This is a genomic window from Haloplanus sp. GCM10025708 (assembly GCF_042663985.1).
Taxonomy (GTDB): Archaea; Halobacteriota; Halobacteria; order Halobacteriales; family Haloferacaceae; genus Salinirarus; species Salinirarus marinus.
In genome coordinates, this window is sequence record NZ_JBHSZA010000011.1 from 1,446,954 (window position 1) to 1,470,424 (window position 23,471).

The following is a 23,471-nucleotide window of genomic DNA, read 5'->3' on the forward strand; positions in this document are numbered from 1 at the left end:
AGTGCTATTTTAGAATCCGCCGTTACGGTTAGGCGTCGCCTACGGGAAAGAATTATATGAATGTAATGCATATTATTATGTAGAGGCATATTATGACAGGCTACTACGACTACGTGCTCGGCGTCATTCCGCTCGTGCTCATCGGAATCACCGCAGTCCTCAGCGGCGTCGGACTGCAACTGACGCAGGCCGTCCCCGTCGGGGCGGGAGGGGCCGTTCTCGTCATCGGGCACGCCCTGTTCGTCAACGCGCCCGTCGACGCGCCCCCGACGGCGAAACCGGTCAACGCCGACTGATACCCGACGCTTGAAGTGCGGGCCACCCCATTCGCGGGTATGGCCGACGCGCTGTTTCTCACGAGTGCCGACGTGTCCGGGCTCGCGACGCCCGCGGAGTACGTCGACGCAGTCCGCGACGCGTACCGACAGCGGGGCGAGGGAGCCCCGGCGGAACCACGCACCGCGCTGGTGAACCGCGACCCACCGGGAATGCTCACGTCGTACGTCGCCATCCTCCCCGAGACGGGCGTCATGGGCGGCTACACCTACTCGGCCGGGTTCGGCGAACGCGACGCGTACTTCATGACGCCGCTGTTCGATTCGGAGTCGGGCGAACCGCTCGCGCTGATCGACGGCGCGAGCATGAACCCCTTCAAGACGGGCGCGGTGGGGGCCGTCGGCGTCGACGCCCTCGCCCGCGAGGACGCCTCGACGCTCGCGCTCTTCGGAAGCGGCGCGCAGGCCCGGGGCCAGTTGCGCGCCGTCGCGACGGTTCGCGACCTCGACTCCGTCTGGGTCTACTCGCCGACCAAGGAGCACCGCGAGACGTTCGCCGGCGAGATGGACCGGGAACTCGACGCGGCGGTGGCTGCCGTCTCCTCCGCCGCCGCCGCCGTCGAAGGGGCGGACGTCGTCGTCACGGCGACGAACGCATCGGAACCGGTCTTCGACAGCGACAACCTCGAAGACGGCGCACACGTCACGGCGATGGGTCAGTACAACCCCAAGAAACGCGAACTCGACGCCGACACCGTCGCCCGCGCCACCTACGTTCCGGACCTGCGTGACCGAGTCATGCGCGACGCCGGGTCGTTCATCCACGCCGTCGAGTCGGGCGTGGTCGACGAGGACCACGTCCACGCCGAACTCGGCGAGGTCATCGCCGGCGACGCGGCGGGACGCACCGACCCCGACGAGGTGACCGTCTTCGACAGCGGCGGCACGGCCATCGAAACGGCCGCCGGTGCGGCCCTCGTCTACGAGAAGGCAAGCGCCGAAAACCTCGGCGAGACGATCCCCTTCGCGGCCGCGAGCGACGCGCTCACGGGACGGGAGTAGCGGCGACGGGGAGGGGCGGCGGCGAGGCGGTCAGTCCAGGCGGTAGCGCAACAGCGCGGCGATGCCGCCGAGGTTCTTCAGCTGGCGGCCGGGGTCGAACTCCGAGGAGAAGACGGTCACCTCGCCGCCTTTCTGCTCGACGGATTCGATGACGTCGTTGACGTCGACGTCCCAGTCGCCCTCGCCCTGTCGCTCCTCGCGGAGTCGCTCGTCGACGATGAGGAGGTCCTCGACGGCTCCGAAGTCGGCGGCTTCCGCCACCTCGTCGATGCCGTAGGCCACCTTCGTGCCCTCCGCGATGCGCTCCATCAGTTCGTCGATGAGTTCCGCCTCGCGCGCGATGCGCGTCTCCGCCTGTACCTCCTCGACGGCCCCGCGTTTGAGCACCTCGTGGACGCCCCTGTCGCCGACGCTCGACGTGTCGACGACGGTGAGTTTCTCGCTCACCTCGGGGTAGTTCTCCGCGATGTGGTCGCGGGCGTCCTGTTTGGTGAAGCCCGGACCGGCGAGGATGACGGCGTCGGCGTCGAGATGAGAGAGCGCCGAGCCGAGTTCGTCGAACAGTTCCGCCCGCGGGCGGGCGTATTCGCCCTTGCCGGTGGGGCGCGTGAAGGAGGCGTACTCCTCGGTTCCGTGCTGAGCGACGGTGTGGACGTGGGCTTCCCCTCCTCGACGGTGGCGATGGCGACGTCGGGGTTCTCGGCCGCTTCCTCCGCCTCCTCGATGCGGGCCATCTGGTCCGGCTTGAAATGTTTCTCGATGGTTATCTCGGAGTGTTCCTCGACGTTGAGGGTGTGGTGGTGGCCGAGTTCGTCTTCGCGCGAGCAGTCGACGATGACGCCGCCGACCCGGAGGCGGTTGGCGAAGCGGGCGAACTCCACGTCCTCGACTTCGAGGGTCACGTAGAGGTGCTCGCGCTGCCCGCCGGTGTCGCGCATCTGCTCGTCGTCCCGCTGGATTCGGCGGGTGGTGTCGCCCTCGACCAGATCTCCGGGTTCGAGGACGTGAGAGAGATGCCAGAGGTCGTCGACGTTCTCGGGGACCACGGTGAGACGGGTCCGCCCCTCCTCGCCGCGACCACGGCTCTGGATTCGCATACTCCACGTTGGACCCACCCCGTCAACTGGCTTTTGATACAGGCGACCGATTCTGCGCCGGGGCGGCGTGTGTCGTCGAGCGTCGCTGGACCGCCCCGACACCGGCGACGGGCGTCGCACCGGCGTCCGTCGGGTGTCCGCTCGGTGGCCAGCGTCCCCGAGGTCAGATGTACTCCTCTTCCAGAACCCATCCGAGCGCGCGCTTGTAATGCGTGAACATCTGTCGTACGCCCTGGTGATTCATCTCGTCGCTGTCGAGTTGCGCTTTCAGAAACTCGTACTGCTCGCGGACTTCCTCCTCGTCGCGCATGGACGCCCCTTGCGTCCGGGGCGTCAAGAACCCCGGGATGGCGTCAGTCGGCGGACGTCACCCCCTCGCTCGCCGCGGTCGACTTGCGGACGCGGAGCGGCTGTCGGTTCACCAGTTCGCAGTCGAAGGCCGGATGTTCGACGAAGTGGCGAAGCACCATGTGCCGCCGGCCGCCGGTGAGACCCGTCCGGCCGACGTCGGAAGCGGTGAACTCCCGGGGAGCCGGTCGTAGAGCCGACACAGCCCCTCGAAGGAGTCGAACACCTTGCGGTGGCCCGCCGACTCCACGCCGCGCCGCGAGACGACGTAGCTGCCGTCCTCGCGGTGTTCGCCCGCCGTCCGGAAGAACTCCTCGCGGCGCGTCAACGCGTCGGCGAGTTCGTCGCGCAGCGCCGTCGCCGCCTCGCGCGAGAGCGACCGCTCGACGCCGTCGAGAACGAGCGTCAGATCCGCTCCGTCGGCCGCGACGGCCACGTCGCCGGCGTCGGTCGACCGGGACTCAGACTGCCGGGAGAATTTCCCGCTCAGCCGCGCGGTGGCGACTTCCTCTATCCTCCGTCTCGGGATCTGCCGAACCCTGTGACGACATGAGTACTGGCTTCGAGGCGCGAGCGACGTATAAATCCCGCGGGTCGAGCAGCGTCGACGCCGCCGCCTACCGGCGAGTCGGGGACGCGGAGTGAGGAACGCCGTCCTTTTGCGGCCCGCTCACCTACCGCCTGCCATGAGAGTCCGCGGCCACCGGGAGTGCAACGACTGCGGCCGCCAGTGGTCCTACTACGACACGGGACGCGTTGAGTGTCCGAACTGCGGGAGCCTCCGGAGCGTCGGCGTCGACGAACGGACGTTCCACACGGCGACGCCGGTGTCGCTGGACCTCTCCTCGCACCGCGACGCGTTCGACGGGGGCGACCCCACCGACCTCGCCGACGATCTGAAGTCCGACCTCCGGGAGTACGTCCGACAGCGCGGGTTCGTCGACGCCGGCGACCTCGCCGACCTCAACGACGCCTTCCTCGCGGCCCACGAACTGCTCCAGGCGATCGACGTCTACGCCCGGGCCCGCGATCCGAGCGACGACGACCGACTGTACGTCCTCTCGCTGTTGCGCGGGGCCGACGCCGGCGAGCGACCGGCACCGGACGACGTCCCCGAGTCGATGGCAGCGGCTCGCGGCCTCGGCTACGCCGACGCCGTCGAGGCCTACCGGAGCGACGCCGTCGACTGGCTCGACGAGAACCCCGATCCGGCGGGGCGGACGGCACTGGGAACGGTCAGCGAACGGGTGAAACGCGTTCAGGCGCTGGAGGGAGACGTGTCGCCGCGGGACGCCGAGCGTCTGGTCACGGCGACGCGGGAGATCGCGACCTACCTCCGCGAGGGCGACGAGGCGGCGCTCGCGTCGGCGCGCGACCGCCTCTAAGGTAAGTCGACGGCGACGCCTTCCTGCAGGCTGGCCGCCTTGACGGTGTTGTAGAGCAACATCGCGCGCGTCATCGGGCCGACGCCGCCGGGGACCGGCGTGATGGCGCTGGCCTTCTCGACGGCGCTGTCGAAGTCGACGTCGCCGACGAGTTCGTACCCCTTGTCGTTGTCGGCGTCGACGCGGTTGACCCCGACGTCGACGACCACGACGCCGGGAGAGAGCATCGACCCGTCCACGAGTTCGGGGACGCCGACGGCGGCGACGAGGACGTCCGCGTTACGCGTCTTCTCCGCGAGGTTCTGCGTCCGCGAGTGACAGACGGTGACGGTGGCGTTACCGCCCTCGGCCTTCTGGAGCAGCAGGTTGGCCATCGGCTTGCCGACGATGTCCGACCGACCGAGGACGACGACGTCTTTCCCTTCGGGGTCGACGCCCGCGTGGTCGAGCAGTTTCTGGATGCCGTGGGGCGTACAGGGTTTGTACCGCGGATCGCCGGCGACGAGGCGGCCCACGTTCTCGGGGTGGAAGCCGTCGACGTCTTTCATCGGGTCGATGCGACGGAGGACCGAACTCTTCTCGACGTGGTCCGGGACGGGCATCTGGACGAGGACGCCGTGGACCGACGGGTCGGCGTTCAGTTCGTCGACCGTCTCGTACAGGTCGTCGGCGGGCGCGTCCGGATCGAGTTCCACGTCGACGGCGTCGATGCCGACCTCCTCGCAGTCCCGCTGTTTCATCGAGACGTACGTCTCGCTCGCGGGGTCGTCCGACATCAGGACGGTCGCCAGCGACGGCGTGACGCCGGCGTCGGCCAGCGTTCCCACGGCGCTGTCGAGGCCCGCACGGATCTCCTCGGCGACGGCGTTCCCGTCGATCGTCTCGGTCATGGACGAAAGAGGGCGTGCCTCGCCCTTCAATGCTCGGATTCGTGCATAATACGTGGTCAAGGACCACCAAAATGCTCACATGCGTGTATAACGGAGCGGCCGGTCCCTACTCGTAGAGGGTGAACTCCGAACAGAGGTCGTCGACCCGGGCGCTCACGTCGTCGAGCACGCTCTCGTCGTCGGGGGCGTCGACGACGCGGCAGATGAGGTCGCCGACTTCGCGGGTGGCTTCGGCGTCGAACCCGCGGGCGGTGAGGGCGGCGGTGCCGGCGCGGATCCCGCTGGGGTTGAACGCCGACCGTGTCTCGCCGGGGACGGTGTTCGCGTTGAGGACGATGCCCGTCGATTCGAGGGATTCCTCGGCGTCGCCGCCGGTCAGGTCGGGATGGGAGTCCCGGAGGTCGACGAGGACGAGGTGGGTGTCGGTGCCGCCGGAGACCAGCGAGAGGCCGTGGTCGACGAAGGCCTCACCGAGCGCCTTCGCGTTCTCGACGACTTGCCGGGCGTACTCGTCGAATTCGGGCTGGAGCGCCTCCTGAATCCGACGGCCTTGCCCGCGATGTTGTGCATGAGCGGGCCGCCCTGCGCGCCGGGGAACACCGCCGAGTCGACGTCGCTCGCGTGTTCCTCGCTCGTGAGGATGATGCCGCCGCGGCCGGCGCGGATGGTCTTGTGGGTGCTCCCGGTGACGAAGTCGGCGACGCCGACGGGCGAGTCGTGGACGCCGGAGGCGACGAGGCCGGTGATGTGGGCCATGTCGGCCATGTGGTAGGCGTCGACGGCGTCCGCGACCGCCTGCACGCGCTCCCACTCGACCTCGCGGGGGTACGCCGAGAAGCCGGAGACGATCATGTCCGGGTCGAACTCGTCGGCCGTCTCGGCGAGGCCCTCGTAGTCGACGTAGCCCGTCTCGGGATCGACTCGGTAATGTTCGACGTCGAAGAGCTTGCCCGCGAAGTTCGCGGGGTGGCCGTGGCTCAGGTGGCCGCCGTGTTCGAGTTCGAGCGAGAGGATGCGGTCGCCCGGTTCGAGGACGGCCAGGTAGACGCCCATGTTCGCCTGCGTCCCGCTGTGGGGCTGGACGTTGACGTGTTCGGCCCCCAGAGGTCCTTCGCGCGTTCGATGGCGAGCGATTCGATCTCGTCGGCGTACTCACAGCCGGCGTAGTAGCGCGCGCCCGGATACCCCTCGGCGTACTTGTTGGTGAAGACGCTCCCCTGCGCTTCGAGAACCGCCCTGCTGGCGTGGTTCTCGCTCGCGATCATCGCCAGCGTGTCTCGCTGCCGTTCTACTTCGCCGGCGAGGGCGTCTGCGACCGCCGGATCGACGTCGCGGACGTGTTCGTACTCCATACGTACAACCCCGGCAAAGCGACCAATAAGTGTATCCTTCCACCGACCGCCCACGGCGACGGGCGTCGCCGCCGCGGGGAACCCGTCGCCGAAGCCGGCCCCGGAAAACGCTCTTTACGGATCGTCGACGACGTTAAAATTAAATAGAGATACCACAATATTCGCGCCATGACGATTGATTCGAACCGCCACGCCGCAGACGTGAGGGGGCTCGTCGACGAACTGTTCGAGGCGTCGACGGACGGTTTGTTCGTCGTGAATCCGACCGCGGAAGTGGTCGAGGGGGTGACGGACGTCGCCACCGAGTTCGGAGACGAGTCGCCGTCGGTACGGATCCTCGCCGACGGGTCGCTCCTCAAGTCGGTGCTGGACGACTTCCTCGTCGCCAGCAACGCCGCCGACCTCGTCGCGTCCGACGTGCTCGACCTGCGGACGCCGGACGGCGACGCGGAGAACGCCCTGGTCCTGACCGACGAGACCGTGTTGGCGCTCGTCTCGGCGGGCGACCGGGTGGCGGCCCTCGCCGACGACGACCCCGACTTCGTCGCCGCCGTCGAGGAGACCTACGAGACGGCGTGGGACGACGCCGACCCGTACAACCTCCGGACGCCGCCGCTTTCGCGGGTGCGCGAGACGCTCGCGGAGGAGATCGGCGAGGCGACCCGCGACGACTTCGACGCCGTCCTGTCGTCGCTCGACGCCGTCCGCGGGGACGGCGACGGGATCGACGAGGTGACGCTCTGTCTCCTCGTCGCCGCCAAAAACGACGTCCTCCTCTACGACATCAGCAAGTGGGGCGAGGACGTCGGCATCGCGAGCAAGGCCACGTTCTCCCGGACGAAGACGAGACTCGAAGACCGGGGACTCGTCGACACCGAGAAGGTCCCCATCGACGTCGGCCGCCCGCGCCTCCGCCTGAAACTCGGCGACGACCGGCTGCGCGGGGCCGACGCGGACGAACTCGCCGCCGTCGCGACGTCGCTGCTCGCCTGACGCCGGCTGCGGACGCGACCGGAACGCCCGACCCGGCGACTGTACTTTTTTCACCCCGTCGTCCCTCTCCCGACGCATGCACGCAGGACTCGTCGGGACGGGGCCCGCCGCCGAGGCGTTCCGGGCCGCGTGTGCCGACGTCGACGCGACGGTGAGCGACGCCGACCCCGCCGACCTCGGTGCCGTCGACTTCGGTGCCGTCGTCGCGCCCGCGGGGGCGGGGCGTTCGACGCCGCCGCCGACGCCGCCGATCGGTGGGTCGCGGTCGAAATCGGCGGCCTCGGCGGCCACGCGTTCCCCGACCTCGACGCCGCCGTTTCGGTGTTCGACACCGGGTCGGCCGGCTACGCCGACCTCCGGGCGCGAGTGGCGTCGACGCGCGACGGGGAGCGGGGCGAGTCGCCAACGGGCGACCGGAGCGCCGTCCGCCTCGCCGGAGCCATCGCCGGGCGGCGCATGATCGCGCTCCTCGCCGGCGCGGACGTCGGCGGCACTGTCGTCGAAGTCCCCGGCGACGAACGGGAGTTTCTCCCCGTCCCCGACCCGTCCGACCGCGACCGGTCGCTCCGACACGACTACCGCGACGTGGCGCTCGACGACGCGCTCGAACGGGCGGAACGGGCCGTCGACCAGCGGGTCGGCCTCCTCGAACAGGTGGGAGAGCGCGAGTCGTTCCCGGTGCCGTACTATCTCGCGGGGACGGCCGACACGACGGCGTTCAGCGACGCCCGGGCCGCGGCGTTCGCCGCCGGCGTCGACGTGGACTGGGATCGCGCGTTCATGAAAGCCCTCGGCGAGGGCCTCGAACGCTACAGCGCCGGCGTCTACCGGCGCGCCGAGTTCGTCGTCGCGCCGGAGGCGAACCGCGCCCGCCCCGTCTCGCCCGCGGAGTTCGTCCGGCCCGACACGTACCGCTCGCCGGACCCCGAGGAGCGCATCCCCTGGGTCGACGGCGAAGACCTGGACACGGGCGAGACGGTGTCGCTCCCGGCGGAGTTCGTCCACTACCCGCCGCCGGACGAGCGTCACAAGCCCGCCATCACGACGGGGCTGGGGCTGGGGAACAGCGGCGTCGAGGCCATCCTCGCGGGACTGTACGAAGTCGTCGAACGCGACGCGACGATGCTGGCGTGGTACTCGACGTTCGACCCGCTCGGGCTCGGCGTCGACGACGACGGATTCGAAGCGCTGGCGGCCCGAGCCCGCGCGGAAGAACTCACCGTGACGCCGTTGCTGGTGACGCAGGACGTCGACGTCCCCGTCGTCGCCGTCGCCGTCCATCGCGAGGGCGACTGGCCGCGGTTCGCCGTCGGATCCGGTGCCAGCCTCGACGCCGCCGCCGCCGCCCGGTCGGCGCTCGCGGAAGCGCTCCAGAACTGGATGGAACTGCGGGCGATGGGCCCCGACGGCGCGAGCGAGGAGGAGGGTGCGATCGGCGAGTACGCCGACTTCCCCGATCCGGCGCGGGCGTTCGTCGACGTATCGAGTCGCGTCCCCGCCGGGACCGTCGGCCCCGACCCGGTGCCGTCGGGCGAGGCCGAACTGTCGGCGCTCCTCGACAGACTCGGCGACGCCGGCCTCTCGGCGTACGCCGCGCGCGTGACGCCGACCGACGTGGAGCGCCTCGGGTTCGAGGCCGTCCGCGCACTCGTCCCCTCGGCGCAACCGCTGTTCACGGGCGACCCCTTCTTCGGAGCGAGGGCGGAGACGGTTCCGAAAGAGCTGGGCTACGAACCGCGCCCGGATCGACCGTTCCACCCCTATCCGTAGCCCTCAGACGCCGAAGGTGGCCCGGATCATGTCCCGAGTCCCCGGTCCGAGGCCGACGGCGAGGATGGCGACGAGAAGCAGGATGGCGTATCGGGGGCTGTCCTCGAAGATCTGCTCGTCGAAGATGGAGACGACGAGCGTCGCGGCGACGAGCTTCACGACGAGGAACGGCCAGGTGTCGCCGGTGATGGCGAGGACGGACTGTGGGAGCGTCGCCCCCGTGAACTCGACGATGGCGCGGTTGACCGGATGTTTCGGGACGAGGTTCGGCCCCGCGCCCAGCGCGACCATCCAGTCGAGGCCGACGACGTTCGCGACGCCGTCGACGGCGTGACCCCAGATGATGACCGCGCCGATGCGGCCCGTCCCCGCGTTGACCCCGGGGCAGTAGGTCGTCACCAGCCACCAGACGACGGCCGTCGAGAGCGTCGCGCCGAGGAGGGTGACGACGAGGACCTGCGGGTAGAAGGTCACGTCGTTGCCGGGAGCGAGCGCCATCACGAAGAGGTAGCCGACGGTCGCCGCGAGGACGGCGCACCCGGTGGCGAACAGCGGGCGGCCGTAGTCGGCGACGACGCCGCGGCGCGCGAGGAGACGCTCCCGACGAGGGCGGCCAGCGTGATCGCGAAGACGGTGAAGTAGATGATGGGGCTGATGATGAGCGTGTTCCACGGGTAGGAGATGAGGGCGTCAGCGGCCCCGGCGGTGTCGTTGGCGTCCTCGACGACGCGGAGCGCTCCGCCGAAGAACATGAACGGCAGGAGAGCGAAAAACAGCTCGCGGTCCTCGCCGACGTCGAGTCGCTGGAGGAGAAAGACGAGCCCCGTGAGCGCGATCAGCAGGACGACGACGTAGCCGACTTCGGAGACGAGCGTGTAGCCCGGATACGCGACCGGTTCGGGCGCGGCGGCACAGGCGCTCGTGCTGTCGAGATAGCGGGTGACGCCGCCCTCCCGGACGGCACAGACCGCCGAGTTGGCGTCGGCCTGTACCGGCCCCCAGAAGTAGTGCCAGACGAACCTGTCGTAGACGATGCGCGGGAAGGCGAGCGATCCGCCGACCAGCGCGACCAGTAGCGCGAGGACGCTCCCCGCCCACAGCCGTTCGGGGTCGACGCCGAGGCGCTCTGCGACAGTTGCCATAGTCGAATGCCGACGCGGGTGCGTTTGAGGATTGTGGTATCGCGTACCGACCCGGCGGGCGTCGAACGCGACCGATTTATGGGGCCGAGCGACCGACTCGACGCCGTGACGGACCTCCCATCTGCCGTCCGTGACCGCCTCCTAGAACTGCTCGCCGAGGCGAGCGACGCGGCACGGGAGCGACGGGAGGCGGACGTTCGCACGGCGCTCGACGACGTCGAACGTCTGGTACGAAAGAGCGTCGACGACGAGGCCCTGGCCGAACGGCTCGCACACGGGTGTCGAGCGGTCGAGGGCCTCGTCGACGACGAACCGCTCGTCGCGGCGGAGTATCTCGACGCGATGGAGCGACTCGTCGACGGGGAGTGAGGTCAGTCGACGGACGGGGACGTCCCGGGTTCGGACGTGCCGGCGTCGGGCGACGCGAGACCGAGAGCGTCGGCGTACCCCTGCCCCCAGATCTTGCCGGCGACGACGTAGCCGTAGAAGGTTACGAAGACGCCGGCGATGGCTCCGATGATCGGGACGATACCGAGGATGCTGCGATGGCACCGGCGACGAACATCGCGACGACGCCGACGACCCACGGGACGGCGTAGTCCCAGCTCAGGCCCACGCGCTTGATGACGCCGAAGTCGAAGCCGTCGCCGAGGCTCCCGCCGTGAGCGTAGTTGGCGACGCCGACGAGGCCAACGTAACCGAACACGAGCGCCAGCAGGGCCGAGATGGTCATGCCGCCGAGCAGTCCGGCCACGCCGACGCCGGCCCCCGCTCGACCCCGCCGGCCATCGCCAGCACCGACCCGCCCACCGTGACGGCGAAGACGATCAGCGGGATCAACTGATAGACGAAGATGACGACGAACGCCCAGAACCCCTCGCTCAGGAGAGAGCCCCAGTCGCCGAAAGCGGGCGGTTCGCGCTCCTCGCGCATCCCCGCCCGGAGCACCCGCACGAAGTAGCCGTACAGGAGAAATATCGGGACGATGAAAATCGAGAGGAGCATGAGCACTCCCCCGATACCGATGGTCTTGAGCCAGTCCTCCGACTGCATCGGATATTTCGCCGCTGCTTCGAGGTCGATGTCCATAGCATCTCCAGCGTTCGACGTGTTTGGGGATAAATATTTGCACCCAGACGACACGCCGGGTCACAACCGTTTTGTGACCGCTCCGAGAGGGACGGACGATGAAGCGATCCGCCGGCTACCTCGGGATCGTCCTCGGCGTCGCCCTCGTCGTCGCCGCTCGAGTCCTCGACTCGCTGACGTCGCCCGCGCTGACGGTCGACGGCGTCTCGATGGAGTTTCTGGCCGTCAAATCCCTCACCGCCGTCGGCGTCGCCGCCGTCTTCTACGGCCTCTACGTCCTCGTTTACTCCCTCGTCGCGGGCGAGGCGACGAGCAAGCGACGCCGGCACAACGCCCGGAACGTGTTGCGGCTGGTGTTCGGCGTCGCGACCGTCGTCTCGTTTTTCGGCATCCTCACCGAGCAGTGGATCGGCCTGCTGTTCTCGTTCGGCGTCATCGGCGTCGCGGTGACGTTCGCCCTCCAACAGCCCCTGTTTTCCCTCATCGGCTGGTTCTACATCATGCTCAAACGCCCCTATCAGGTGGGCGACCGGGTGGCCATCGAGGGGTCGAAAGGCGACGTCGTCGACGTCGATTTCTTCGTCACGACGCTCTGGGAGATGAACGGCGAACTCGTCACGACGAACCAGCCCTCGGGTCGCATCATCACCCTCCCCAACAGCGTCGTCCTCTCCTCGCACGTCTACAACTACTCGTGGGAGGGCTTTCCCTACGTCTGGAACGAACTGGCGATTCAGGTGGCCTACGAGACGGATCTGGCGTTCGCGTCGGAGACGATGCGCGGCGTGGCCGACGACTACCTCGGCGCGAAGATGCGGGAACGCGTCGGCGAGTATCGCGACCGCCTCGCCGAGACGCCCGTCGAACTCGAAGTGAACGACGGGCCGTCGGTCAACGTCGTCCAGAAGGAGTCCTGGGTCGAGTTACGGCTTCGCTATCTCGTCCACCCGCGACGGGGGCAACGCGTCCGGAACGACCTCTACAGGGAGATCCTGGACGCGTTCAACGACCACCCGGAGCGCGTGAAGTTCCCCGTGGGCCGGTCGCGCTAACCGCCGAACGCCGCCCCTCGACGGAACGGCGACGCCCGAATCGCCCGGTAGTACGTGTCGGGAGTCACGAGCGAGACACCAGAAGCGCGACCGAGAAGACCAGAACGAGCGGGACGAGCGGCGCTGCGACTTCGAGCGGGAGTAAGAGGAGCACGACGGCGGACATCACGACGAATTCGAGCGCCACCAGAACGCTGAGGACCTCGAACCGAGTAGCCATCTCCCGATGCTGACCGCTGCGTGGTGATAAATGCACTGAGCGTCCGAAGCGACGCTCGAACGCCGAGCGCGCTATCCGAACGCCGTCACGCGCCGAACAGCGTCGGGAGGAGTGTTGCGAGGAAGAGCGCTCCGAGAGCGTCTTCCGCATCTGACAGGGTGGCGCTGACCACCGTGCCGGGGTGTGAGCCCCGCGATGCGAGGAAGGGATTTGAACCCTTGGACCTCTACAGGAGCGGATCTTGAGTCCGCCGCCGTTTCCGGGCTTGGCTACCCTCGCACGTGGGCCAGTCGATGCCCTCGCCGGAGTTTAAGCCACCGATTTCCCATCGGCGTCGTCTCTCGTCGGCCGATTCGGGCGGGCGACTCAGTCGAGGGCCTCGGCGTACTCGTAGTCGGCGGGGTAGGCGGTCACGCGTTCGCCGTCGACGGCGATTTGCCACCCGTCGAGGGCGGACGGATCGTCGAGGGCGGCGTCGAGCGTCGCGCGCACGTCGTCCACGTCGACGCCGTAGAAGTCGCCCGGGACGCCGTGGAGATACTGGAGTGCCGTCGCGAACAGCGAGCGCATCCCCGAATCGTCCTCGAAGTCGTCGTGTTTGTACGCGCCGGCGGCGACCTGAACCATCCCGTGGAGGAAGGCACTTTCCGTTGATCCACTCCCGTAGTTGAACCACTCTGCTTCAAAACAGTCGTGCGATTCGTGGTAGTCGCCGGCGTTGAACAGGCGAACGCCGTGTTCGGTCGCGCGCCGGAGCGTCGCGTGTTCCCACACCCGCCGGTCGCCGATCCACCCGGACGGATTGCCGAGCGGTGGGGCCACGCTCGGGTCGCGCGTGTGCTCGTCCATGTCCGGCGTGTGGTGCCCGATTGGGGTAATCCCGTCGGTGGGGACGTCCGTCGGTAGGGACGCGGTAGGGACGTCCGTCGGTGGGGACGTCCGTCGGTAGGGACGCGGTAGGGACGTCCGTCGGTGGGGACGCCCGGGAGACCGGACCGTCCCCGTCCGATTCCGAACGCACTTTAGCGTTCGATGCTACGGAGCACACGATGAGAGTACACCAGTTGGGCGACGGCGACCCCGACGTCGCGGTCGTCGCCGCCGTCCACGGGGACGAACCCTGCGGAGAGCGAGCGGTCGCGCGACTGCTCGCCGACCCGCCGGTGGTGTCCCGCCCGGTGAAACTCGTCGTCGCCAACGAACTGGCGTCCGACCGGGACGACCGATACGTCGACGAAGACCTCAATCGGGCGTTCCCGGGCGACCCGGCGGCGACGAGTCACGAGGCACGGCTCGCCGCGGCGCTCGAACGCGAACTCGACGGCTGTACGACGCTGGCGCTCCACTCGACGCAGTCCTACGGCGACCCCTTCGCCCTCGTCGACGCCGTCGGCGAGGAGACGGGGGCGATCTGTGCGGCCCTCTCTATCGACGCCGTCGTCGAGACGGGGCCGTTCGCCGACGGCCGGCTCATCTCCTACCCCCGAACCGTCGAAGTCGAGTGTGGCTATCAGGGGTCGGATTCGGCTGCCGACAACGCGTTCCGTCTCGTTCGCGAGTTCCTCGGAGCGACGGGCGTCCTCCCGGCCTCGTCGACGCCGCGAGACGTGCCCGTCTTCCGGTTTACCGAACGCGTGTCCAAACCGGCCGGACGCGAGGAGTACGAGGTGTTCGCCGAGAACTTCGAGCGAGTGGCCGAAGGCGAGACGTTCGCCGCCGCCGACGGCGACCCGTGGGTGGCCAAAGAGGAGTTCTATCCCGTTCTCATGTCGCCGTACGGCTACGAACGCGTCTTCGGTTACGCGGGCGAACGCGTCGGGTCGGTCTCGGCGGCCGGTCCCGGCGTGAGCGCCGGCGACTAACCGTCTTCGGGCGGCGCGAACTCCACGAGCGTCAGGTCCCGGTCGAGCATACAGTGGTCGTGTGGCGGATCGCCGAGCACCTCGGCGATGCGATACTCGCGGTCGAACGTCGCACCCTCCGGAACGCAGTATTCGTGGCTCGGACACTCGGTGTGGGGACACGGCCCTTCGAGTTTCGCCTTACTCCCGGCGTAGGCACTGCGGCTCGCGACGTTGGCGGGGACCGGCGCGGGTTCGACTTCGACCGCCCGTACCCCGTCGTCGTGGACGGCACAGTCGAGCGTCTGGGCGTTCTGCCGGACGTCGGTGATCCGATAGCGCGTCCCCTCGGTGAGATTGAGACACTGATTCCGGTACGGACACCCGGCACAGCCACTCGACTCGCCCCGAAAGACGAACTCCCGGCCCACGTCGGCGAGGCGAGTCCCGATGAGCGTCACGTTCGACATGGGCGGCAGTTCTCGCCTCGAAAGGTTAAGTCCCGCGCCCGGTCAACTCGTCCAGTCGGTCGAGGTAGGCCTCGCGGGGGACTTGATACAGGCCCCGGTAGTCGACGTCGCCGTCGGCGAACCGCTCGGCGAGCTCGGTCGCCGCCTCGACGGCCGCCTCGCGGGAGTCGTACGTCGCTACCGATCGGTCGACGTCGGGTTCCAGAAAGAGCGTCACGGACCACTCGGACGGCTCTCGCCTCGCGCCCGGGCGTTGACGCGGCGACCCGTTCGTGACGTAAATAGTCGGGAGGCAGGGCGCGGGAAACGCCTGCGAATCGAACACGTCCGGACGATACGCGAGGATGCTCCGCCCGTCCGGATCCTCGTTCCAGACGGTCCACCCCTCGGGGAGGGCGTCGAAACTCATGCTCGGAGCTACGTCCCCGTCGCCCTAAGGCCTCCCGTTCTCGGTTCCGGACTCCGAGAGCCGAACGCGGCAGTAGTGGACGTGGTGTGCCGACTGGGGTAAATCGGCTGTGGACGCTCGTCCCGCGTCCACCGACGGAGACGAGAGAGGCCGCGATTTGGAGCAAGAGTTATATGGTAACACCACCCACACACTAAATAGTCTCGGGATTCGGCCGAGTATCGCCACCCGACCACGAACCATCCGCCGATCGACCGACGTTTTGTCGTTACGTTGCCGACGCCGCGTCGCCCCGCGCCGTGGTTTGGTACGTCTGAACACACCACGGTCCGGTCGCGGGTAGCGGATGTCGAGGGATCGGGGCGATAGCCCGAACCGGGACCGTCAACACACAATGACGAGCGAATTCGAAACCCTCGAAGACCTCAGCCAGCATTACCAGGATTCGGTTCCGTCGGATCTCCGCGAGGCGAAGAGCTTCGATTGGTATCTGAGCGAGGTCTACGACGACCCGCGGATCGCCCGAAACGCCCACCAGCGCGTCGCCGACATGTTCGACCACTACGGCACCGAGTACGACGAGGACGCCGGCGTCGTCGAGTATCGAATGGCGTCGGACGACCCGCTACACGACGGAGAGAACACCTTCTACGGCCGTGAGGTCCACGAGGCGATTCACGAGTTCGTCAACAAGGTGAAAAGTGGGGCACGCGGCCTCGGGCCCGAAAAACGAATCAAACTCCTCCTCGGACCGGTCGGCTCCGGCAAGTCGCATTTCGACTGGATGGTCCGCCGGTATTTCGAGGATTACACCATGTGCGATGCGGGGCGGATGTACACCTTCAGGTGGGTCAATCTCGGTGACATCGTGCGCGACCAGGACCCCTCCGACGACGTGGTCCAGTCGCCGATGAATCAGGACCCGCTCGTGTTGCTCCCCCAGGAACAGCGCGACCACGTCATCGACCGGCTCAACGGGAACCTCGACGCGCCGTACACGGTCCGCAACGAGCAGTCGCTCGATCCGGCCTCGGAGTTCTACATGGACCGCCTGCTCGCTCACTACGACGACGACCTGAAGGCCGTCCTCGACGACCACGTCGAAGTCGTCCGCCTCGTCGCCAGCGAGAACAAACGACAGTGCGTCGAGACGTTCGAGCCGAAAGACAAGAAAAATCAGGACGAGACGGAACTCACCGGCGACGTCAACTACTCGAAGATAGCCGTCTACGGCGAGTCCGATCCGCGGGCGTTCGACTACTCCGGGGCGTTCTGTAACGCTAATAGAGGATTGTTCTCCGGCGAGGAGCTGCTGAAACTCCAGCGAGAGTTCCTCTACGACTTCCTGCACGCGACGCAGGAACAGACCATCAAGCCGAAGAACAACCCCCGGATCGACATCGACCAGGTCATCGTCGGCCGGACGAACATGCCCGAATACCGGGACAAGAAAGGCGACGAGAAGATGGAGGCGTTCAACGATAGAACGAAACGCATCGACTTCCCGTACGTCCTCGAATACGGCGAGGAGGCCGAGATCTACCGGAAGATGCTGCGCAACGCGGACGTGCCGGACATGCACATCGAACCGCACGCCCTGGAGATGGCCGGGCTGTTCGGCGTCCTGACGCGACTCACTGAACCCGACGGCGAGAACGTCACCCTGTTACAGAAGGCCAAAGCCTACAACGGCGAGATCGACGAGAGCGACGACATCGACGTGAAGAAACTCCGTGAGGAAGGCGAGAAGGCGGCCGACGTCGCCGAGGGGATGGACGGCGTCTCCGCACGGTTCATCGGCGACGAGATCGCCGAGGCCATCATGGATTCGACCCACCGCGGGCGCGAGTACCTCTCGCCGCTGTCGGTGTTCTCGCATTTCGAGGCGAACCTCGAAAACCACGGCTCAATCCCGAAGGAGAACGTCGACCGCTACCATCGCTACCTCGAGTTCGTCCGCGAGGAGTACAAGGAGCGGGCCATCGAGGACGTCCGGCACGCCCTGGCGTACGATCTGGACGAGATTCGCCGCCAGGGCGAGAAGTACATGGATCACGTGATGGCCTACATCGACGACGCCACCATCGAAGACAGCCTCACCGGCCGCGAGCAAGAACCCGACGAGACGTTCATGCGGTCGGTCGAGGAGAAACTCGACATCCCCACCGACCGCAAGGACGACTTCCGGCAGGAAGTCTCCAACTGGGTGTCGCGTCGCGCCCGCGAAGGGGAAGGGTTCGACCCGCAGGACAACGACCGCCTGCGGCGGGCACTGGAGCGGAAACTCTGGGAGGACAAGAAACACAACATCAACTTCTCCGCGCTCGTGAGCGCGAACGAACTCGACGACGACGAGCGCAACGCGTGGATCGACGCGTTGATGGAACAGGGATACTCCCGCGGGGGCGCGAAGGAAGTCCTCGAATTCGCCGGCGCGGAGGTCGCCAAAAGCGAACTGGAGAGCTGATGCGACGGGATTACATCCGCGCGGCGGACGACGAACTCCGCGAGGCCTACGAGGAGCCGATGAGCCTCGAATCGTACGTCGACGCGGCCTTCCGACAGCCGTCCATCGCCGCCCACGCCTCGAAGTACATCCTGCAGGCCGTCGAGTCGATGGGGACCCGGACGGTCGTCGAGGAGGGCGAGGAGCGCGAGCGCTACCGCTTTTTCGACGACCCCGCCAACGACGGCGAACACGCCATCCTCGGCAACACCGAGGTGTTGAACGCGTTCGTCGACGACCTGCGGACGATCGCCTCGGACCGGGGCAAAAGCGAGAAGATCATCTGGTTCGACGGCCCGACGGCCACCGGCAAATCCGAGCTGAAGCGGTGTCTCGTCAACGGCCTACGCGAGTACTCGAAGACCGACGAGGGCCGCCGCTACACGATCGAATGGAACGTCGCCAGCGCCAGCGACACCCGGGGTTGAGCTACGGCGACGAAGTCGACCGCGAGGACGACTGGTACGAGAGCCCCGTCCAGTCGCATCCGCTCTCGGTCTTCCCCGAGACGGTGCGCGAGGGACTTCTCGACGACCTGAACGGGGCGACGGATCTTCCCACGCGGGTCGACGCCGACCTCGACCCGTTCTGCCGGGAGGCCTACGACCACCTCGAAGAGCAGTACCGCCGGAACGGCCAGACCGACATCTTCTCGGCGGTGACCGATCCGCGCCACCTCCGCGTCAAGAACTACGTCGTCGACGTCGGACGGGGCATCGGCGTCCTCCACTCGGAGGACGACGGATCGCCCAAGGAGCGCCTCGTCGGTAGCTGGATGACGGGGATGCTCCGCGAGCTCGACTCCAGGGGTCGGAAAAACCCCCAGGCGTTCTCCTACGACGGCGTCCTCTCGCAGGGCAACGGCCTGCTCACCGTCGTCGAGGACGCCGCCCAGCACGCCGACCTGCTCCAGAAGCTCCTGAACGTCCCCGACGAGGAGCGCGTCAAACTCGACAAGGGCGTCGGGATGGACATCGACACCCAGCTGGTCATCATCTCGAACCCGGACCTCGACGTCGAACTCGACAAGTACTCCGACCGGAACGGCCGCGATCCGCTGAAGGCGCTCAAACGCCGCCTCGACAAACACGAGTTCGGCTACCTGACGAACCTCTCGCTGGAGGCGGAACTCATCCGGCGGGAACTCACGAACGAGACGGCCGTCTGGCAGGCCGAGAGCTACGAAGAACTCGCCGCCACGGTGCGACAGGCGCTCGAAATCGACGTTCGAGACAGGGAAGGCAGCACCCGGCGACGCGAACTCGCGCCCCACGCCGTCGAGGCGGCGGCCCTCTACAGCGTCGTCACGCGCCTCGACGGCGAGGACACGCCCGGAAGCCTCGATCTTGTGGACAAGGCGTTGCTGTTCGACCGGGGCTACATCCAGCGGGGCGACGAGCGAATCGACGCCGACGAGTTCGACTTCGACGGCGACGACGGGAGCCACGGCATCCCCGTGACCCACACCCGCGACGTCGTCGCCGAACTGCTCCAGGGAGAGACCGACCGACAGCACGCCGACCTCGACGTGGAGGCGGTCGTCATGCCGGACGACGTGCTCGACGCGATGGCCGACGGTCTGGAGGACGCGCCGGTGTTCTCGCGGGCCGAGGCCGCCGAGTACGAGAACCGCCTCGCGATGGTCAAAAACTACATCACCGAACGGCAGGAGGCGGACGTCCTCGACGCCGTCCTCGCGGAGAAAGGCGTCGACGAGGAGACGGTCGCGGAGTACGTCGAACACGTCTTCGCGTGGGCGAGCGACGACCGGGTCGAAACCGATCGGGGACCGGTCGATCCGGACCCCCTCCTGATGAAACTGTTCGAGACGGAGCATCTGGGTCGGTTCGGCGAGGAGGCCTACGACGGCAACGACCCGACCGACCGGGTGGAGACGTTCCGCCGGGAGAAGATCATCACGGCGCTCAACCGCTACGCCTGGGAGAACCGCGACGACGGCTTCCAGGTCAGCGACGTCGACTTCGGCGAGATTCCCGTCATTCGGGCGGTGCTCGACACCCACGACTGGGCCGACGTCGAACGCCTCTTCGAGGACTTCGACCCCCGACAGTGGGACGATCCGCCCTCCGAGACGGAGACCGAACGGGTGAAAGCCCGGACGCTGGAGCACATGCAGGACCGCGGCTACTCGGCCGCCTCGGCCGAACTGACGAGTCGGAAGGTCATGCGCGAGGTGAGTTACCGATGGGACTGAGAGAGGACCTCGAACGGTTCCGCGAAGTGGGCGAACAGCGACGCGAGGACTTAGAGGAGTTCATCAGCTACGGCAACCTCGGCAGCAGCGACCCCGACAGCATCAAGATCCCGATCAAGGTGGTCGACCTCCCGGAGTTCGAGTACGACCGACTCGATAAGGGCGGCGTCGGCCAGGGCCAGGACGGCACGCCCGACGCCGGCCAACCCGTCGGCCAGCCACGACCCGGCGACGGCGACGACGGCGAGGAGGGCGACCCCGGCGAAGAGGCGGGAGACCACGAGTATTACGAGATGGACCCCGAGGAGTTCGCCGAGGAACTCGACGAGGAACTCGGCCTCGATCTGGAACCCAAGGGGAAGGAAGTCGTCGAGGAGATCGAGGGCGATTACACGGACGTCACCCGGACGGGACCGAACAGCACGCTCGACTTCGAACGCCTGTTCAAACAGGGCCTCAAGCGGAAGCTGGCGACGGATTTCGACGAGGAGTACGTCCGCGAGGCGATGAAAGTCGCCGACACGACGCCACGGGAGGTGTACCAGTGGTGTCGCGAACGGAACGTCCTCGTCTCGCTGGCGTGGGTCGAGGACGCCTGGGACGACGTCCCAGCCGAGGAACGCGGTACCTGGGACAGTTTCGAGGAGATGGAGGGGAACGTCGACCAGGAGACGACCGTCCAGCGAATCCGGCGCGAGGGGCTGACGGAGGTGCCCTTCCGCCGCGAGGACGAGCGCTACCGCCACCCCGAGGTCGTCGAGAAAAAGGAGCGGAACGTCGTCGTCGTCAACATCCGCGACGTCTCGGGGTCGATGCGCGAACAGAAGCGCGAACTCGTCGAGCGGACGTTCACGCCGCTCGACTGGTATCTCACCGGGAAGTACGACCGCGCGGAGTTCGTCTACATCGCCCACGACGCGGAGGCCTGGGAGGTCGAACGCGAGAACTTCTTCGGCATCCAGTCGGGCGGCGGGACGCGCATTTCGAGCGCCTACGAACTCGCCCAGGACCTCCTCGAAGAGCGCTATCCGTGGAGCGAGTGGAACCGCTACGTCTTCGCGGCCGGCGACAGCGAGAACTCCAGCAACGACACGACGGAGAACGTCATCCCGTTGATGGAGGAGATACCGGCGAACCTCCACGCCTACGTGGAGACGCAGCCGGGCGGCACCGCCATCAACGCCACCCACGCGGAGGAGGTCGAGCGCGAACTCGGCGACGCCGACAACGTCGCGGTGACGTACGTCTCCGACCCCGCCGACGTGATCGACGCCATCTACGAGATACTGAGCACCGAGGACTCATGAAAGACGACAGAATCGACGCACAGCGAGCAGCGAATCGCCTCGAAGAGCCCGTCCGCGAGGCCGCGGCACTCGCCCGAAAGCTCGGCCTCGACCCGTACCCGGTCAACTACTGGGTCGTCGATCACGACGAGATGAACGAACTCATCGCCTACGGGGGTTCCAGAACCGCTACCCCCACTGGCGGTGGGGGATGCAGTACGACCGCCAGCAGAAACAGGACCAGTTCGGCATGGGAAAGGCGTTCGAGATCGTCAACAACGACGATCCCTCTCACGCCTTCCTCCAGGAGTCGAACTCGCTGGCCGATCAGAAGGCGGTCATCACCCACGTCGAGGCCCACGCCGACTTCTTCGCCAACAACGAGTGGTTCGGCCTGTTCAAAAACGCCGGTGCCGAGGGCGACCTGGACGCGACGGCGATGCTCGAACGCCACGGCGACACCATCTCGGGGTATATGGATGACCCCGACGTCGACCGCGAGGAGGTCGAGCGCTTCATCGACGCGGTGTTGTGCCTCGAAGACACCATCGACCAGCACCGGGCGTTCACCGCGGAGGACGACCGCCGCGACCCCGGCGAGTACGAGGACCTTCGCGACCGCCTCGACGAGATGGACATCTCCGAGGACGTCCAGCGACAGGTGTTCGACGACGAGTGGCTCGACGAGTTCGCGGAGCGCGAACGCGAGGCCCGCATCGACGAACCCCACGAGGACGTGCTGGCGTACCTGCGCGACCACGGCCGCCAGTACGACGAGGAGAAAGAACGCGCCGTGGAGATGGAACCCTGGCAGAAAGACGTCATCGACATGCTCCGGACGGAGTCGTACTACTTCGCCGGGCAGAAGATGACGAAGGTGATGAACGAGGGGTGGGCTGCCTACTGGGAGTCGCTGATGATGGGCGACGAGCGCTTCGCCGGCGACGACGAGTTCCTCACCTACGCCGACCACCAGGCGCGCGTCCTCGGATCGCCGGGGCTCAACCCCTACAAACTCGGCAAGGAGCTCTGGGAGTACGTCGAGAACACGGCGAATCGCGAAGAAGTCGCGGAGAACCTCCTGCGCGTCCGCGGGATCACGTGGCGGAACTTCCACGACGTCGTCGACTTCGAGGACGTGCGGGCGGCCCTCGAACCCCACTCGGCCATCGAGGGCGTCGCTCCCGACTCGCTGTCCGATCTCGCGGCCCTCGGTGACGACCCGCGCGTCGACGCCGACGCGCTCGAACGCGCACGCGAGGACGCGGTCGACGTCGAGCGCTACCCGTGGAAGGTGCTGACCTACGAGGGGTTGGCCGAGCGGCACTTCTCGCTCGTCAAGCGCCAGAACCGCGGGTTCCTCGAACGCATCCGGCGGTCGGATCTCGAACGCATCGCCCGGTACATGTTCGACGACGAGAAGTACGACACCGTCGAGGCGGCCCTCGACGACGTCGACTACACGGCGGGCTGGGACCGGCTGTTCGAGGTTCGCGAGAGCCACAACGACGTGACGTTCATCGACGCCTTCCTCTCCGAGGAGTTCGTCACCGAGAACGACTACTTCACCTACGAGTACTCGCGGGCGACCGGCGACTTCCGGGCCGCTTCCGACGACTACCGGGACGTGAAAAAGAAGCTCCTCCTGCAGTTCACCAACTTCGGAAAGCCCACCATCGCCGTCTACGACGGCAACTTCGGGAACCGAAACGAACTGCTGTTGGGCCACCAGTACAACGGCGTCATGCTGGACGTAGAGCAGGCGAAAGGCGTCCTCGAACGCACCTACCAGCTCTGGGGTCGACCGGTGAATCTCATGACCATCGTCAAGGAGTACGACGACCACGACGTGGAGGTCGCCCAGCGGCGCAACCGGGAACCCGAGCCGATAGAAGTCGGAACGCGGATCCGGTACGACGGCGACCGCTTCGAGACCCACGACCTCGACGACGACCTGCGGGAACGCATCGCCGCCGCCGACGTCGACTACGACACCAAACCCGAGGAGTGGTTGGGCTGACGCGTCCCCGAATTTCGGGGCGGCGCGCGTTCCATAACTTGATTGTTTT

15 protein-coding genes, 1 tRNA gene and 8 pseudogenes are annotated in these 23,471 nt (G+C 67.3%); 12 read left to right on the top strand and 12 right to left on the bottom strand.

What is annotated here, in order from left to right; translation table 11 throughout:
• The first annotated feature begins 92 nt into the window (after window positions 1-92).
• Both ACFQJD_RS11045 and ACFQJD_RS11050 read left to right on the top strand, forming a co-directional pair.
• Window positions 93-296, top strand: a complete 204-nt coding sequence (locus tag ACFQJD_RS11045; RefSeq protein WP_379798220.1) for a hypothetical protein — start codon at window positions 93-95, stop codon at window positions 294-296.
• A 39-nt stretch (window positions 297-335) separates the two neighbouring features.
• The gene (locus ACFQJD_RS11050) at window positions 336-1,337 is read left to right on the top strand and encodes an ornithine cyclodeaminase family protein (RefSeq protein ID WP_379798222.1); all 1,002 of its coding nucleotides are present in this window, start codon (window positions 336-338) and stop codon (window positions 1,335-1,337) included.
• Window positions 1,338-1,367: 30 nt separating this feature from the next.
• Here ACFQJD_RS11050 and ACFQJD_RS11055 read toward each other — a convergent pair.
• From ACFQJD_RS11055 to ACFQJD_RS11065, 3 genes and pseudogenes are all read right to left on the bottom strand, one after another.
• Window positions 1,368-2,434: pseudogene (locus tag ACFQJD_RS11055) on the bottom strand (mRNA surveillance protein pelota).
• Window positions 2,435-2,597: 163 nt separating this feature from the next.
• Complete coding sequence (locus ACFQJD_RS11060) at window positions 2,598-2,744, bottom strand: hypothetical protein (protein ID WP_379798224.1); 147 nt, start codon at window positions 2,742-2,744, stop codon at window positions 2,598-2,600.
• A 43-nt stretch (window positions 2,745-2,787) separates the two neighbouring features.
• Window positions 2,788-3,191: pseudogene (locus ACFQJD_RS11065) on the bottom strand (hypothetical protein).
• A 277-nt stretch (window positions 3,192-3,468) separates the two neighbouring features.
• Here ACFQJD_RS11065 and ACFQJD_RS11070 point away from each other — a divergent pair.
• On the top strand, window positions 3,469-4,167 hold the full coding sequence (locus ACFQJD_RS11070) for a DUF7117 family protein (RefSeq protein ID WP_379798226.1): 699 nt from the start codon (window positions 3,469-3,471) through the stop codon (window positions 4,165-4,167).
• Here ACFQJD_RS11070 and ACFQJD_RS11075 read toward each other — a convergent pair.
• Both ACFQJD_RS11075 and glyA read right to left on the bottom strand, forming a co-directional pair.
• Complete coding sequence (locus ACFQJD_RS11075; RefSeq protein WP_379798229.1) at window positions 4,164-5,057, bottom strand: tetrahydrofolate dehydrogenase/cyclohydrolase catalytic domain-containing protein; 894 nt, start codon at window positions 5,055-5,057, stop codon at window positions 4,164-4,166. The two genes, ACFQJD_RS11070 and ACFQJD_RS11075, sit on opposite strands and share 4 nt — an antisense overlap.
• A 262-nt stretch (window positions 5,058-5,319) precedes the next feature.
• Window positions 5,320-6,409: pseudogene (glyA, locus tag ACFQJD_RS11080) on the bottom strand (serine hydroxymethyltransferase); the annotation flags it as partial.
• 168 nt (window positions 6,410-6,577) lie between these two features.
• On the opposite strand from glyA, the gene tbsP reads away from it, so the two are divergent.
• Both tbsP and ACFQJD_RS11090 read left to right on the top strand, forming a co-directional pair.
• Window positions 6,578-7,402 carry a transcriptional regulator TbsP gene (gene tbsP / locus ACFQJD_RS11085; protein WP_379798231.1) on the top strand — a complete coding sequence of 275 codons (825 nt, stop codon included), beginning with the start codon at window positions 6,578-6,580 and terminating at the stop codon, window positions 7,400-7,402.
• Window positions 7,403-7,478: 76 nt separating this feature from the next.
• A pseudogene (locus ACFQJD_RS11090) lies at window positions 7,479-9,172 on the top strand (YcaO-like family protein).
• A gap of 3 nt (window positions 9,173-9,175) precedes the next feature.
• On the opposite strand, the pseudogene ACFQJD_RS11095 reads toward ACFQJD_RS11090, so the two are convergent.
• Window positions 9,176-10,314 (bottom strand): annotated as a pseudogene (locus ACFQJD_RS11095) (DUF63 family protein).
• Window positions 10,315-10,347: 33 nt separating this feature from the next.
• Here ACFQJD_RS11095 and ACFQJD_RS11100 point away from each other — a divergent pair.
• Window positions 10,348-10,683, top strand: a complete 336-nt coding sequence (locus ACFQJD_RS11100; RefSeq protein WP_379798232.1) for a hypothetical protein — start codon at window positions 10,348-10,350, stop codon at window positions 10,681-10,683.
• 121 nt (window positions 10,684-10,804) lie between these two features.
• On the opposite strand, the pseudogene ACFQJD_RS11105 reads toward ACFQJD_RS11100, so the two are convergent.
• A pseudogene (locus tag ACFQJD_RS11105) lies at window positions 10,805-11,403 on the bottom strand (DUF4013 domain-containing protein).
• Window positions 11,404-11,501: 98 nt separating this feature from the next.
• Here ACFQJD_RS11105 and ACFQJD_RS11110 point away from each other — a divergent pair.
• Entirely contained in the window at window positions 11,502-12,455 is a 954-nt protein-coding gene (locus ACFQJD_RS11110) for a mechanosensitive ion channel family protein (protein ID WP_379798234.1), read from the top strand.
• A gap of 64 nt (window positions 12,456-12,519) precedes the next feature.
• Here the strand turns inward: ACFQJD_RS11110 and ACFQJD_RS11115 are convergent, their stop codons facing one another.
• The 3 genes from ACFQJD_RS11115 to ACFQJD_RS11125 all read right to left on the bottom strand — a co-directional run bounded on the left by ACFQJD_RS11115 (window position 12,520) and on the right by ACFQJD_RS11125 (window position 13,524).
• The gene (locus ACFQJD_RS11115) at window positions 12,520-12,675 is read right to left on the bottom strand and encodes a hypothetical protein (RefSeq protein WP_379798236.1); all 156 of its coding nucleotides are present in this window, start codon (window positions 12,673-12,675) and stop codon (window positions 12,520-12,522) included.
• A 196-nt stretch (window positions 12,676-12,871) separates the two neighbouring features.
• Window positions 12,872-12,954: transfer RNA gene (locus tag ACFQJD_RS11120), tRNA-Leu, on the bottom strand.
• Window positions 12,955-13,041: 87 nt separating this feature from the next.
• Window positions 13,042-13,524, bottom strand: coding sequence for a DUF309 domain-containing protein (locus ACFQJD_RS11125; RefSeq protein ID WP_379798238.1), 483 nt, complete (start codon window positions 13,522-13,524; stop codon window positions 13,042-13,044).
• 200 nt (window positions 13,525-13,724) lie between these two features.
• Between ACFQJD_RS11125 and ACFQJD_RS11130 the strand changes: the two genes are divergently transcribed.
• Entirely contained in the window at window positions 13,725-14,537 is an 813-nt protein-coding gene (locus ACFQJD_RS11130) for a succinylglutamate desuccinylase/aspartoacylase domain-containing protein (RefSeq protein ID WP_379798240.1), read from the top strand.
• Here the strand turns inward: ACFQJD_RS11130 and ACFQJD_RS11135 are convergent.
• Window positions 14,534-14,986 (bottom strand): UPF0179 family protein, encoded by a 453-nt coding sequence (locus tag ACFQJD_RS11135; RefSeq protein ID WP_379798242.1) that lies wholly within the window; start codon window positions 14,984-14,986, stop codon window positions 14,534-14,536. The two genes, ACFQJD_RS11130 and ACFQJD_RS11135, sit on opposite strands and share 4 nt — an antisense overlap.
• Before the next feature lie 25 nt (window positions 14,987-15,011).
• Window positions 15,012-15,395 (bottom strand): DUF5820 family protein, encoded by a 384-nt coding sequence (locus ACFQJD_RS11140; RefSeq protein ID WP_379798244.1) that lies wholly within the window; start codon window positions 15,393-15,395, stop codon window positions 15,012-15,014.
• A gap of 394 nt (window positions 15,396-15,789) precedes the next feature.
• Between ACFQJD_RS11140 and ACFQJD_RS11145 the strand changes: the two genes are divergently transcribed.
• The 4 genes and pseudogenes from ACFQJD_RS11145 (at window position 15,790) to ACFQJD_RS11160 (ending at window position 23,422) form a co-directional block, all read left to right on the top strand.
• The gene (locus ACFQJD_RS11145; protein ID WP_379798246.1) at window positions 15,790-17,862 is read left to right on the top strand and encodes a PrkA family serine protein kinase; all 2,073 of its coding nucleotides are present in this window, start codon (window positions 15,790-15,792) and stop codon (window positions 17,860-17,862) included.
• Window positions 17,859-20,116 (top strand): annotated as a pseudogene (locus ACFQJD_RS11150) (PrkA family serine protein kinase). Before ACFQJD_RS11145 ends, ACFQJD_RS11150 begins: the two are co-directional and overlap by 4 nt.
• A complete protein-coding gene (locus ACFQJD_RS11155) occupies window positions 20,107-21,423 on the top strand; it encodes a YeaH/YhbH family protein (RefSeq protein WP_379798249.1) in 1,317 nt (438 codons plus the stop codon). The pseudogene ACFQJD_RS11150 and the gene ACFQJD_RS11155 overlap by 10 nt, the downstream one beginning before the upstream one ends.
• Window positions 21,420-23,422 (top strand): annotated as a pseudogene (locus tag ACFQJD_RS11160) (SpoVR family protein). Before ACFQJD_RS11155 ends, ACFQJD_RS11160 begins: the two are co-directional and overlap by 4 nt.
• Window positions 23,423-23,471 lie beyond the last annotated feature (49 nt).